The organism is Rhizobium sp. NXC24 (genome assembly GCF_002944315.1).
GTDB lineage: Bacteria > Pseudomonadota > Alphaproteobacteria > Rhizobiales > Rhizobiaceae > Rhizobium.
On the sequence record NZ_CP024311.1, the window covers coordinates 1,579,037 to 1,591,689 of the forward strand.

Annotated in this window: 11 protein-coding genes; 10 read left to right on the forward strand and 1 reads right to left on the reverse strand. The window is 59.2% G+C overall.

Translation table 11 applies throughout. The features are described from left to right. Positions 1–155: 155 nt before the first annotated feature. Positions 156–4,367 carry a DNA-directed RNA polymerase subunit beta' gene (gene rpoC / locus NXC24_RS07830; RefSeq protein WP_104822781.1) on the forward strand — a complete coding sequence of 1,404 codons (4,212 nt, stop codon included), beginning with the start codon at positions 156–158 and terminating at the stop codon, positions 4,365–4,367. 106 nt (positions 4,368–4,473) lie between these two features. Here rpoC and NXC24_RS07835 read toward each other — a convergent pair whose 3' ends face one another. After that, positions 4,474–4,767: a transcriptional regulator gene (locus NXC24_RS07835; protein WP_104822782.1), complete on the reverse strand. Its 294-nt coding sequence runs from the start codon at positions 4,765–4,767 to the stop codon at positions 4,474–4,476. 507 nt (positions 4,768–5,274) lie between these two features. On the opposite strand from NXC24_RS07835, the gene rpsL reads away from it, so the two are divergent. The 9 genes from rpsL (at position 5,275) to rplB (ending at position 12,641) form a co-directional block, all read left to right on the forward strand. Further along, positions 5,275–5,646, forward strand: a complete 372-nt coding sequence (gene rpsL, locus NXC24_RS07840) for a 30S ribosomal protein S12 (protein WP_003507760.1) — start codon at positions 5,275–5,277, stop codon at positions 5,644–5,646. A 77-nt stretch (positions 5,647–5,723) separates the two neighbouring features. Beyond that, on the forward strand, positions 5,724–6,194 hold the full coding sequence (gene rpsG / locus NXC24_RS07845; protein ID WP_028755233.1) for a 30S ribosomal protein S7: 471 nt from the start codon (positions 5,724–5,726) through the stop codon (positions 6,192–6,194). 30 nt (positions 6,195–6,224) lie between these two features. Further along, on the forward strand, positions 6,225–8,324 hold the full coding sequence (fusA, locus tag NXC24_RS07850; RefSeq protein ID WP_104822783.1) for an elongation factor G: 2,100 nt from the start codon (positions 6,225–6,227) through the stop codon (positions 8,322–8,324). Between the two features lie 67 nt (positions 8,325–8,391). Next, on the forward strand, positions 8,392–9,567 hold the full coding sequence (gene tuf / locus NXC24_RS07855; protein WP_104822771.1) for an elongation factor Tu: 1,176 nt from the start codon (positions 8,392–8,394) through the stop codon (positions 9,565–9,567). A 311-nt stretch (positions 9,568–9,878) separates the two neighbouring features. Beyond that, a complete protein-coding gene (gene rpsJ, locus NXC24_RS07860; protein WP_003547547.1) occupies positions 9,879–10,187 on the forward strand; it encodes a 30S ribosomal protein S10 in 309 nt (102 codons plus the stop codon). Between the two features lie 39 nt (positions 10,188–10,226). Beyond that, entirely contained in the window at positions 10,227–10,868 is a 642-nt protein-coding gene (rplC, locus tag NXC24_RS07865) for a 50S ribosomal protein L3 (protein WP_028753974.1), read from the forward strand. Between the two features lie 14 nt (positions 10,869–10,882). Beyond that, a complete protein-coding gene (gene rplD / locus NXC24_RS07870) occupies positions 10,883–11,503 on the forward strand; it encodes a 50S ribosomal protein L4 (protein WP_104822784.1) in 621 nt (206 codons plus the stop codon). Continuing rightward, positions 11,500–11,793 carry a 50S ribosomal protein L23 gene (locus NXC24_RS07875; protein WP_015339600.1) on the forward strand — a complete coding sequence of 98 codons (294 nt, stop codon included), beginning with the start codon at positions 11,500–11,502 and terminating at the stop codon, positions 11,791–11,793. Before rplD ends, NXC24_RS07875 begins: the two co-directional genes overlap by 4 nt. Before the next feature lie 11 nt (positions 11,794–11,804). Continuing rightward, on the forward strand, positions 11,805–12,641 hold the full coding sequence (gene rplB, locus NXC24_RS07880; protein WP_104822785.1) for a 50S ribosomal protein L2: 837 nt from the start codon (positions 11,805–11,807) through the stop codon (positions 12,639–12,641). Positions 12,642–12,653: the final 12 nt, after the last annotated feature.

The following is a 12,653-nucleotide window of genomic DNA, read 5'->3' on the forward strand; positions in this document are numbered from 1 at the left end:
CCGTTCCCGCCGGTGCCCGAATTCGTGTGGCGCTAGGCAGGGACGATTTCGCCGCATTCTGCGGTTATTGTCGTTTTAAGGCGTCAGTCCGGTTCCCGGGAATTTGCCGGCACTGATCGCAATTCGAGGGCGTTTCGCCCCTAAAGGAGACAGGCATGAACCAAGAGGTCATGAATCTTTTCAATCCGCAGGTGCCTGCACAGAATTTCGATTCCATCCGGATTTCGATCGCATCGCCGGAGAAGATTCTTTCCTGGTCTTATGGTGAGATCAAGAAGCCGGAGACGATCAACTATCGTACGTTCAAGCCGGAACGCGATGGTCTGTTCTGCGCGCGAATCTTCGGGCCGATCAAGGATTACGAATGCCTGTGCGGCAAGTACAAGCGCATGAAGTACAAGGGCATCATCTGCGAAAAGTGCGGCGTCGAAGTAACGCTGTCGCGCGTTCGCCGTGAGCGCATGGGCCATATCGAGCTCGCCGCTCCCGTTGCCCACATCTGGTTCCTGAAGTCGCTGCCGAGCCGCATTTCCACGCTGCTCGACATGACGCTGAAGGATGTCGAGCGCGTTCTCTACTTCGAAAACTACATCGTCACCGAGCCGGGCCTGACCGCGCTCAAGGAGCATCAGCTCCTGACGGAAGAAGAGTACATGCTCGCCGTCGACGAATATGGCGAAGACCAGTTCACCGCCATGATCGGCGCTGAAGCGATCTACGAGATGCTGGCCAGCATGAATCTCGAAAAGATCGCCGGCGACCTGCGCTCTGAGCTTGCCGACACCACGTCGGATCTCAAGCAGAAGAAGCTGATGAAGCGCCTGAAGATCGTCGAGAACTTCATGGAATCCGGCAACCGTCCGGAATGGATGATCATGAAGGTCGTCCCGGTCATCCCGCCGGATCTGCGTCCGCTGGTGCCGCTCGACGGCGGCCGTTTCGCAACGTCGGATCTGAACGATCTGTACCGCCGCGTCATCAACCGTAACAATCGTCTGAAGCGCCTGATCGAACTGCGCGCTCCGGGCATCATCATCCGCAACGAAAAGCGCATGCTGCAGGAATCTGTCGATGCGCTGTTCGACAACGGCCGTCGCGGTCGCGTCATCACCGGCGCCAACAAGCGTCCGCTGAAGTCGCTGTCCGACATGCTGAAGGGCAAGCAGGGCCGCTTCCGTCAGAACCTCCTCGGCAAGCGCGTCGACTATTCCGGCCGTTCGGTCATCGTGACCGGTCCGGAGCTGAAGCTGCATCAGTGCGGCCTGCCGAAGAAGATGGCGCTCGAACTGTTCAAGCCGTTCATCTACGCCCGTCTCGACGCGAAGGGTTATTCCTCGACCGTCAAGCAGGCCAAGAAGCTGGTTGAAAAGGAAAAGCCGGAAGTTTGGGATATCCTCGACGAGGTCATCCGCGAGCATCCGGTTCTCCTGAACCGCGCGCCGACGCTGCACCGCCTGGGCATCCAGGCCTTCGAACCCATGCTGGTTGAAGGCAAGGCGATCCAGTTGCACCCGCTCGTCTGCACGGCCTTCAACGCCGACTTCGACGGTGACCAGATGGCCGTTCACGTGCCGCTGTCGCTCGAAGCACAGCTCGAAGCCCGCGTGCTGATGATGTCGACCAACAACATCCTGCATCCGGCAAACGGCGCGCCGATCATCGTTCCGTCGCAGGACATGGTTCTCGGTCTCTATTATCTCTCGATCCTGAACCAGAACGAGCCGGGCGAAGGCATGGCCTTCTCCGATCTCGGCGAGCTGCATCACGCTCTGGAAAACAAGGTCGTGACGCTGCACTCGAAGATCCGCGGCCGCTTCAAGTCGATCGACGAAGAGGGCAAGCCCTATTCGAAGATCTATGAAACGACCCCTGGCCGCCTGCTGATCGGCGAACTGCTGCCAAAGCACGGCAAGGTGACCTTCGACATCTGCAACCAGGAAATGACCAAGAAGAACATCTCCAAGATGATCGACACGGTCTACCGTCACTGCGGCCAGAAGGACACGGTCATTTTCTGCGACCGCATCATGCAGCTCGGCTTTGCGCATGCCTGCCGCGCTGGCATTTCGTTCGGCAAGGACGACATGGTCATCCCGAACACCAAGGCGAAGATCGTCGGCGATACCGAAGCGCTCGTGAAGGAATACGAGCAGCAGTACAATGACGGTCTGATCACCCAGGGCGAAAAGTACAACAAGGTTGTCGACGCCTGGGGCAAGGCCACGGAAAAGGTCGCCGAAGAAATGATGGCCCGCATTAAGGCCGTCGAATTCGACGAGAAGACCGGTCGTCAGAAGCCGATGAACTCGATCTACATGATGAGCCATTCAGGCGCCCGCGGTTCTCCGAACCAGATGCGTCAGTTGGGCGGCATGCGCGGCCTCATGGCCAAGCCGTCGGGCGAAATCATCGAGACGCCGATCATCTCGAACTTCAAGGAAGGCCTGACCGTGAACGAGTACTTCAACTCGACGCACGGCGCCCGTAAGGGTCTGGCAGACACCGCCTTGAAGACCGCGAACTCCGGCTACCTGACCCGCCGTCTCGTCGACGTCGCGCAGGATTGCATCGTGACGCACGTCGATTGCGGCACCGAAACTGGCCTCACCATGACTGCCATCGTCGATGCCGGTCAGGTCGTTGCCTCGCTCGGCGCCCGCATCCTCGGCCGTACGGCGCTGGATGATATCGATCATCCGGTCACGGGTGAGCGCATCGTCGACGCCGGCAAGATGATCCTCGAGCCGGATGTCATCGAGATCGAAAAGGCTGGTATCCAGTCGATCCGCATCCGTTCGGCGCTGACCTGCGAAATCCAGACGGGGGTCTGCTCTGTCTGCTACGGCCGCGACCTTGCTCGCGGTACGCCGGTCAACATCGGTGAAGCTGTCGGCGTTATCGCCGCTCAGTCGATCGGTGAGCCGGGCACGCAGCTCACCATGCGTACCTTCCACTTGGGCGGCACGGCTACCGTGGTCGACCAGTCGTTCCTGGAAGCCTCGTATGAAGGCACGGTTCAGATCAAGAACCGCAACATGCTGCGCAACTCCGAAGGCAACCTGGTTGCCATGGGCCGCAACATGACGGTTCAGATCTTGGATGAACGCGGCGTTGAACGCTCTTCGCAGCGCGTTGCCTACGGCTCCAAGCTCTATGTCGACGACGGCGACAAGGTGAAGCGCGGTCAGCGTCTCGCAGAATGGGATCCGTATACCCGTCCGATGATGACGGAAGTGGCCGGTACGGTTCACTTCGAAGATGTCGTCGACGGCCTCTCGGTTCTCGAAGCGACCGACGAGTCGACCGGCATCACCAAGCGTCAGGTTATCGACTGGCGTTCGACACCGCGCGGTTCGGATCTGAAGCCGGCGATCGTCGTCAAGGACGCCAGCGGCAATGTCGCCAAGCTGTCGCGTGGCGGTGAAGCCCGCTTCCTGCTCTCGGTTGACGCGATCCTGTCCGTCGAGCCGGGCACGAAGGTGTCGCAGGGCGACGTTCTTGCTCGTTCGCCGCTGGAAAGCGCCAAGACCAAGGACATCACCGGTGGTCTGCCGCGCGTTGCCGAACTGTTCGAAGCCCGTCGTCCGAAGGACCACGCCATCATCGCAGAGATCGATGGTACGATCCGCCTCGGCCGCGACTACAAGAACAAGCGTCGTGTCATCATCGAGCCGGCAGAAGACGGTGTCGAGCCGGTCGAATACCTGATCCCGAAGGGCAAGCCCTTCCACCTTCAGGAAGGCGACTATATCGAAAAGGGTGACTACATCCTCGACGGTAACCCGGCTCCGCACGATATCCTGGCGATCAAGGGCGTGGAGGCTCTGGCTTCCTACCTCGTCAACGAAATCCAGGAAGTCTACCGCCTCCAGGGCGTTGTCATTAACGACAAGCACATCGAAGTGATTGTCCGTCAGATGCTGCAGAAGGTGGAAATCACCGACGCAGGCGACAGCCAGTACATCGTCGGCGACAATGTCGACCGTATCGAACTGGAAGACGCCAACGACCGCCTGATCGAAGAAGGCAAGAAGCCCGCTTACGGCGATCCGGTTCTGCTCGGCATCACCAAGGCGTCGCTGCAGACGCCGTCCTTCATCTCCGCCGCATCCTTCCAGGAAACGACGAAGGTGCTGACGGAAGCTGCGATCGCTGGCAAGACCGATGGTCTGCAGGGCCTGAAGGAAAACGTCATCGTCGGCCGTCTCATCCCGGCCGGTACCGGTGGCACCATGACGCAGATCCGCCGCATCGCGACGGCTCGCGACGAGCTGATCCTGGAAGAGCGCCGCAAGGGCACGGGTGCCGCCGTCGCCACGCCGATGCTGCAGGACATGGCCAACGAGAACGCCCCGGCCGCTGAATAAGCGGCTGGAGTTCGAACAAAATCAAAACCGCCCGGAGCGATCCGGGCGGTTTCTTTTTGCATCTATGTTGTGAAGAGCCGGCGAGGGCGGGACAGCAGGGTCCCGTCTAGCGGAAGCGGATGATCGCCACTTCCCCTTCCAGTGCTCCCTGATAGGCCGAGGCATGAGGCTCCTCATCCGGCACGTCGGTCAGCATGCCGATCTGATCGAGATCAGCCTCGATGAAGCCTTCCTCCGCAAGGGCGTTCAGCGCTTCGCGCACGGCGGTGTCGTCATCCGGCGCCTTCAGCATGACATGCAGATCGACACCTTCGCCGCCGTCGGTTTCATATCCCTTGCCGATGATGATGAAGACCATGGGGCCGTCGAAATTGTTGTCGTTGTCTGGCGCAGTGATCATAAGTCTTCCTTCGGTGGTATCGATTCGGCCGAGCGATTCTCTGAGTTGCTCTTTGCCGTCCGGTGAAATTGTCTTTCTGTGATTCCTTATAGGGATTTTAACGAAATACCCAAGTCCATCTTGCGGAAGCGATGCCATTTCGTCATCTGAGGCGTCAAATGGCTGGTTTGGCCCGTCTTTTCAGGGTTTGTGACAAAGATAATTCTTAACCGGCCTTGACGAACCTGCGGGAAACCAGTAGTACCGCCGCCATCAGGACCCATGTGAGGCATGGCTGTTCGGAGCGACGCGCTCTGGAGTTCACCTCAAACAAGGTTCTAAACGCACGTTGAAGACACGAATGCTGCACGCAAGACGCAATTCAATGCGTCCTCTGCTTTTTTGTGGTCCATCTGCGAAAGCGGATCGGGCCACGTTTTGCGCATTGAGGCGAACGTGTGTCGTTGCCGGAGACGGCGAGAGTTAAGCCCGCAAGGGTGTCGAGACAGATTTACAAGGGATGGTTGAATGCCTACCGTAAACCAGCTAATCCGCAAGCCTCGCCAGGCGCAGGTAAAGCGTAATAAGGTTCCCGCTCTTCAGGAGAACCCGCAGAAGCGTGGTGTTTGCACCCGCGTCTACACGACGACGCCGAAGAAGCCGAACTCGGCTCTGCGTAAGGTCGCAAAGATCCGCCTGACCAACGGCTTCGAAGTCATTGGTTACATCCCGGGTGAAGGTCACAACCTTCAGGAGCACTCTGTCGTCATGATCCGTGGCGGCCGCGTGAAGGACCTTCCGGGTGTTCGCTACCACATCATCCGCGGCGTTCTCGATACCCAGGGTGTCAAGAACCGCAAGCAGCGCCGTTCCAAGTACGGTGCAAAGCGTCCGAAGTAATTCGGTTTCAGATAATCCGGCGCTGCGCGAGGTTCTCCGCGTTGTAAAGCGCCGCTAACAGTTGAGAGACGAGAAGTATGTCCCGACGTCACAGAGCAGAAAAGCGCGAGATCAATCCGGACCCGAAGTTCGGAGATCTGGTCGTCACGAAGTTCATGAATGCCATCATGCTGGACGGCAAGAAGTCCGTAGCTGAAAACATCGTATACGGCGCATTCGACGCCGTGCAGGGCAAGGCAAAGCAGGAGCCGCTCGGCGTGTTCCATCAGGCTTTGGATAACATCGCTCCGCACGTTGAAGTCCGTTCGCGCCGCGTTGGTGGTGCTACGTATCAGGTTCCGGTCGATGTTCGTCCCGAGCGTCGTCAGGCTCTTGCCATTCGCTGGCTGATCGCTGCTGCCCGTAAGCGCAACGAAACCACCATGGTCGACCGTCTCTGCGGCGAACTTCTTGATGCCTCCAATAACCGCGGCTCTGCCGTCAAGAAGCGCGAAGACACGCACAAGATGGCTGATGCCAACCGTGCGTTCTCGCATTATCGCTGGTAATCCCGAACGGTTTCCGAAAGGCAGTCCACTATGGCTCGCGAATATAAAATCGAAGACTACCGCAATTTCGGTATCATGGCGCACATCGACGCCGGCAAGACCACGACCACCGAGCGTATTCTTTACTACACCGGCAAGTCGCACAAGATCGGCGAAGTTCACGACGGCGCAGCCACCATGGACTGGATGGAGCAGGAGCAGGAGCGTGGCATCACGATCACCTCTGCTGCCACCACGACCTTCTGGAAGGGCCGTGACGGCAAGATGCGCCGCTTCAACATCATCGACACCCCTGGCCACGTCGACTTCACCATCGAAGTCGAGCGTTCGCTGCGCGTTCTCGACGGCGCCATCGCGCTGCTCGACGCTAACGCAGGTGTTGAGCCGCAGACGGAAACCGTCTGGCGTCAGGCTGAGAAGTATCATGTTCCGCGCATGATCTTCTGCAACAAGATGGACAAGACCGGTGCTGACTTCTATCGCTCGGTCGAGATGATCAAGTCCCGCCTCGGCGCGACCGCTGTCGTCATGCAGCTCCCGATCGGCGCTGAAAGCGACTTCAAGGGCGTTATCGACCTGATCGAGATGAACGCCCTCATCTGGCGCGACGAGTCGCTCGGCGCACAGTGGGACGTTGTCGAAATCCCGGAAGACATGAAGGCCAAGGCTGAAGAATATCGCGAAAAGCTGATCGAGACGGTTGTCGAGATCGACGAAGCTGCGACCGAAGCCTACCTCGAAGGCAATCTGCCGGACAACGACCAGATCCGTGCGCTCGTCCGTCGCGGCACGATCGACGTCAAGTTCCATCCGATGTTCTGCGGCACCGCCTTCAAGAACAAGGGCGTTCAGCCGTTGCTCGACGCCGTCGTCGATTACCTGCCGTCTCCGATCGACATTCCGGCGATCAAGGGCATTGATGTCAAGACGGAAGCTGAAATCCACCGTCATGCTGACGACGCTGAGCCGCTGTCCATGCTGGCGTTCAAGATCATGAACGACCCCTTCGTCGGTTCGCTGACCTTCGCCCGCATCTACTCCGGCAAGCTCGAAAAGGGCGCGTCGGTCATGAACACGGTCAAGGATAAGCGCGAGCGCGTCGGCCGCATGCTGCAGATGCACTCCAACTCGCGTGAAGACATCGAAGAAGCCTTCGCTGGCGATATCGTTGCTCTGGCCGGCCTCAAGGAAACCACCACTGGCGATACGCTCTGCGATCCGCTGAAGCCGGTTATCCTCGAGCGCATGGAATTCCCGGAGCCCGTCATCCAGATCGCGATCGAGCCGAAGACCAAGGGCGACCAGGAAAAGATGGGCCTCGCGCTCAACCGCCTGGCTGCCGAAGATCCGTCCTTCCGTGTGAAGACCGACCAGGAATCGGGCCAGACGATCATTGCCGGCATGGGTGAACTTCACCTCGACATCATCGTCGACCGCATGCGTCGTGAATTCAAGGTTGAAGCCACCGTCGGCGCGCCGCAGGTTGCTTACCGCGAAACCATCACGCGTCAGACCGAAAAAGACTACACCCACAAGAAGCAGTCGGGTGGTACCGGTCAGTTCGCTCGCGTGAAGATCGTGTTCGAACCGAACCCGGAAGGCGACGATTTCAAGTTCGAGTCCAAGATCGTCGGTGGTGCTGTTCCGAAGGAATACATCCCGGGCGTCCAGAAGGGCATCGAAAGCGTCCTGTCTTCGGGTCCGCTGGCTGGCTTCCCGATGCTCGGCGTCAAGGCGACGCTCATCGACGGTGCCTTCCACGACGTCGACTCGTCGGTTCTAGCCTTCGAAATCGCTGCACGTGCCTGCTTCCGTGAAGCAGCTCGCGAAGCTGGCGCCCAGCTCCTCGAGCCGATGATGAAGGTCGAAGTCGTGACGCCGGAAGATTACGTCGGCGACGTCATCGGCGACCTGAACTCGCGTCGTGGCCAGATCCAGGGTCAGGAAAGCCGCGGTATCGCCGTTGTCATCAACGCGAACGTCCCGCTGGCAAACATGTTCAAGTACGTCGACAACCTGCGCTCGATGTCTCAGGGCCGTGCGCAGTACACCATGACCTTCGATCATTATTCGCCGGTCCCGTCGAACGTCGCACAGGAAATCCAGGCAAAGTATTCCGGTCAGAAGTGACCGGAATACCAATTGACCGATAACAAGAATTGATCCCCTCGGGGACAGGAAAAACGGAGAGCCGAAAATGGCAAAGAGTAAGTTTGAGCGCAATAAGCCGCACGTTAACATCGGCACGATCGGCCACGTTGACCACGGCAAGACGTCTCTGACGGCAGCGATCACGAAGTTCTTCGGTGAGTTCAAGGCGTATGACCAGATCGACGCGGCACCGGAAGAAAAGGCGCGTGGTATCACGATCTCGACGGCACACGTTGAATATGAGACGGCTGCTCGTCACTATGCGCACGTCGACTGCCCCGGCCACGCTGACTATGTGAAGAACATGATCACGGGTGCTGCGCAGATGGACGGCGCGATCCTGGTTTGCTCGGCTGCCGACGGCCCGATGCCGCAGACGCGCGAGCACATCCTGCTCGCCCGCCAGGTTGGCGTTCCGGCGATCGTAGTGTTCCTGAACAAGGTCGACCAGGTTGACGACGCCGAGCTTCTGGAGCTCGTCGAGCTTGAAGTTCGCGAACTGCTGTCGTCCTACGACTTCCCGGGCGACGACATTCCGGTTGTCAAGGGTTCGGCGCTTGCTGCCCTGGAAGACAGCAACAAGGAAATCGGCGAAAACGCGATCCGCGAGCTGATGGCCCAGGTTGACGCCTACATCCCGACGCCAGAGCGTCCGATCGACCAGCCGTTCCTGATGCCGATCGAAGACGTGTTCTCGATCTCCGGCCGTGGTACGGTTGTGACGGGCCGCGTCGAGCGTGGTATCGTCAAGGTTGGTGAAGAAGTCGAAATCGTCGGCATTCGTCCGACGTCGAAGACGACGGTTACCGGCGTTGAAATGTTCCGCAAGCTGCTCGACCAGGGCCAGGCCGGCGACAACATCGGCGCGCTGGTCCGCGGTGTGAACCGTGACGGCGTCGAGCGTGGCCAGATCCTGTGCAAGCCGGGTTCTGTGAAGCCGCACAAGAAGTTCATGGCCGAAGCCTACATCCTGACGAAGGAAGAGGGTGGCCGTCATACGCCGTTCTTCACGAACTACCGTCCGCAGTTCTACTTCCGCACGACGGACGTGACGGGCATCGTGACGCTTCCGGAAGGCACGGAAATGGTTATGCCTGGCGACAACGTCACGGTTGCCGTTGAGCTGATCGTTCCGATCGCGATGGAAGAAAAGCTGCGCTTCGCTATCCGCGAAGGCGGCCGTACCGTCGGCGCCGGCATCGTCGCCTCCATCGTCGAGTAATTCGAAGTCGGCCACTCCATCCGAGTGGCCGATTCGATGACAATAATATGATGCAAGCGGCAGTAGCCGCTTGCTTATGACATGGAAATGTTGCAAATGGCGCGCGAGCGCGATTTGCGCCCTGCTTCGGATAACGAAGCGGCCAATGAGATTAACGATAAGGTGGGCCGAAAGGTCTAAAAAAGTGGATGGGGATGCCGTCGCCGGCGTCCCTCTCGATCTTTGAAACCGGTGGTCCGCCTTAGGAAAAAGAAAAATCCGTGCCCTTTTTGAGCGGCACGCGAGATAACAAAACACAAGGATAACGTCGAATGAACGGCCAAAATATCCGCATTCGCCTGAAGGCGTTCGATCACCGGATTCTCGATGCTTCCACGCGCGAGATCGTGTCGACGGCGAAGCGCACCGGTGCTAGCGTCCGGGGCCCCGTTCCGCTTCCGACTCGTATCGAGAAGTTCACGGTGAACCGGTCCCCGCACATCGACAAGAAGAGCCGCGAGCAGTTCGAGATGCGCACGCATAAGCGCCTTCTCGACATCGTTGACCCGACCCCGCAGACGGTAGACGCGCTGATGAAGCTCGATCTCGCCGCCGGTGTCGATGTTGAGATCAAGCTCTGAGACCTCTGGTCCTCGAGCTGAGTGAGAAGGATTGAACCGATGCGTTCAGGTGTGATTGCACAGAAGGTGGGAATGACCCGCGTCTATAACGACGCCGGCGAGCACGTCCCGGTAACGGTATTGCGTTTGGATGGCTGCCAGGTCGTGGCCCAGCGCACAGTAGAAAAGAATGGCTACACCGCAGTTCAGCTCGGTGCTGGCCAGGCAAAAGTTAAGAACACGACGAAGGCCCTGCGCGGTCATTTCGCCGTTGCCAGCGTTGAGCCGAAGGCCAAGCTCGTTGAATTCCGTGTTACGGACGACAACCTGCTCGAAGTTGGTACCGAGCTCAAGGCCGCTCACTTCACGGCGGGCCAGCTCGTCGACGTGACCGGCACGACGATCGGTAAGGGCTTTGCCGGCGCCATCAAGCGCCACGGCTTCGGCGGTCTGCGCGCCACGCATGGTGTGTCGGTTTCGCACCGCTCGCACGGTTCGACCGGCTCGCGCCAGGATCCGGGCAAGGTGTTCAAGAACAAGAAGATGGCTGGTCACATGGGCCAGACCCGCGTCACGACGCAGAACCTCGAAGTGGTATCGACCGATGAAGATCGCGGTCTGATCCTCGTCAAGGGTGCGGTTCCCGGCTCCAAGGGTGCCTGGATCATCGTACGCGATGCCGTCAAGTCGGCTGCGAAGTAAGGGGAGCCAAACCAATGGAATTGAACGTCAAGACCCTCGAGGGAAAAGACGCTGGGAAGGTTTCCCTTTCTGATGCGATTTTCGGCCTCGAGCCGCGTGAGGACATCCTCGCACGCGTCATTCGCTGGCAGCTCGCCAAGAAGCAGCAGGGCACGCATCAGGCAAAGGGCCGCGCAGACGTAGCGCGCACCGGTGCCAAGATGTACAAGCAGAAGGGTACGGGCCGCGCTCGTCACCATTCAGCTCGCGCTCCGCAGTTCCGCGGCGGTGGTAAGGCTCACGGCCCGGTCGCTCGCAGCCATGAGCACGACCTGCCGAAGAAGGTTCGCGCCCTCGGCCTGCGTCATGCTCTGTCCGCCAAGCTGAAGTCCGAAGACGTCATCGTCATCGACAGCCTGGTTGCAGCCGATGCAAAGACCAAGGCTCTGGCCAGCACTTTCGAGACGCTCGGCCTGACCAATGCACTCTTCATCGGTGGCGCTGAGCTCGACAGCAACTTCAAGCTCGCGGCTCAGAACATCCCGAACATCGATGTTCTGCCGATCCAGGGCATCAACGTTTACGACATCCTGCGCCGCGGCAAGCTCGTGCTGTCCAAGGCTGCAGTTGAAGCTCTAGAGGAGCGATTCAAGTGACGGATCTTCGCCATTATGATGTGATCGTGTCTCCTGCGATCACCGAAAAGTCCACGCTGCTTTCGGACAATAACCAGGTTGTTTTCAACGTTGCCAAGACCGCGACGAAGCCTGAAATCAAGGCTGCCGTCGAAGCGCTCTTCGGCGTCAAGGTGACGGCCGTTAACACTCTGCTGCGCCTCGGCAAGACCAAGCGGTTCAAGGGTCTCGTCGGCAAGCAGAAGGACGTGAAGAAGGCTGTTGTGACGCTCGCCGAAGGCCAGTCGATCGACGTCTCCACCGGTCTCTGAGGAATAAGAAAATGGCATTGAAAACATTCAATCCGACGACCCCGAGCCAGCGTCAGCTGGTCATCGTCGATCGCTCCTCGCTCTACAAGGGCAAGCCGGTCAAGACGCTGACGGAAGGCCTGACCTCCAAGGGTGGCCGCAACAACACCGGCCGCATCACCGTGCGTTTCCAGGGTGGCGGTCACAAGCGCAGCTATCGTCTGGTCGACTTCAAGCGTCGCAAGTTCGACGTTGAAGCATCAGTCGAGCGCATCGAATACGACCCGAACCGTACCGCTTACATCGCTCTGGTGAAGTACACGGACGGCGAACTGGCCTACATCCTCGCTCCGCAGCGCCTCGCTGCTGGCGACAAGGTCGTCGCTTCGGAAAAGGCAGTGGACGTGAAGCCGGGCAACACCATGCCGCTTCAGTTCATCCCGGTCGGCTCCATCATCCATAACGTGGAAATGAAGCCGGGCAAGGGCGGTCAGATCGCTCGTTCTGCTGGCTCCTACGCTCAGCTCGTTGGTCGTGACCAGGGCATGGCGATCCTTCGCCTGAATTCGGGCGAACAGCGCCTCGTACATGGCAATTGCCTTGCAACGATCGGTGCGGTTTCGAACCCGGATCATGCCAACATCAACGACGGTAAGGCCGGTCGTTCGCGTTGGCGTGGCAAGAAGCCGCATAACCGCGGCGTTGTCATGAACCCGGTTGACCATCCGCACGGCGGTGGTGAAGGCCGCACCTCCGGTGGTCGCCATCCGGTGACCCCATGGGGTAAGCCGACCAAGGGCAAGCGTACGCGGTCGAACAAGTCGACCGACAAGATGATCATGCGCTCGCGCCATCAGCGCAAGAAGTAAGAGAGGAAGTCT

Bases quoted from the DNA above. Each gene is read 5' to 3' on its own strand.
- rpsG (WP_028755233.1), top strand. From the start codon at position 5,724: ATGTCCCGACGTCACAGAGCAGAAAAGCGCGAGATCAATCCGGACCCG.
- tuf (WP_104822771.1), top strand. From the start codon at position 8,392: ATGGCAAAGAGTAAGTTTGAGCGCAATAAGCCGCACGTTAACATCGGC.
- rpsL (WP_003507760.1), top strand. From the start codon at position 5,275: ATGCCTACCGTAAACCAGCTAATCCGCAAGCCTCGCCAGGCGCAGGTA.
- fusA (WP_104822783.1), top strand. From the start codon at position 6,225: ATGGCTCGCGAATATAAAATCGAAGACTACCGCAATTTCGGTATCATG.
- rplB (WP_104822785.1), top strand. From the start codon at position 11,805: ATGGCATTGAAAACATTCAATCCGACGACCCCGAGCCAGCGTCAGCTG.
- rplD (WP_104822784.1), top strand. From the start codon at position 10,883: ATGGAATTGAACGTCAAGACCCTCGAGGGAAAAGACGCTGGGAAGGTT.
- rpoC (WP_104822781.1), top strand. From the start codon at position 156: ATGAACCAAGAGGTCATGAATCTTTTCAATCCGCAGGTGCCTGCACAG.
- rplC (WP_028753974.1), top strand. From the start codon at position 10,227: ATGCGTTCAGGTGTGATTGCACAGAAGGTGGGAATGACCCGCGTCTAT.
- rpsJ (WP_003547547.1), top strand. From the start codon at position 9,879: ATGAACGGCCAAAATATCCGCATTCGCCTGAAGGCGTTCGATCACCGG.
- NXC24_RS07835 (WP_104822782.1), bottom strand. From the start codon at position 4,767: ATGATCACTGCGCCAGACAACGACAACAATTTCGACGGCCCCATGGTC.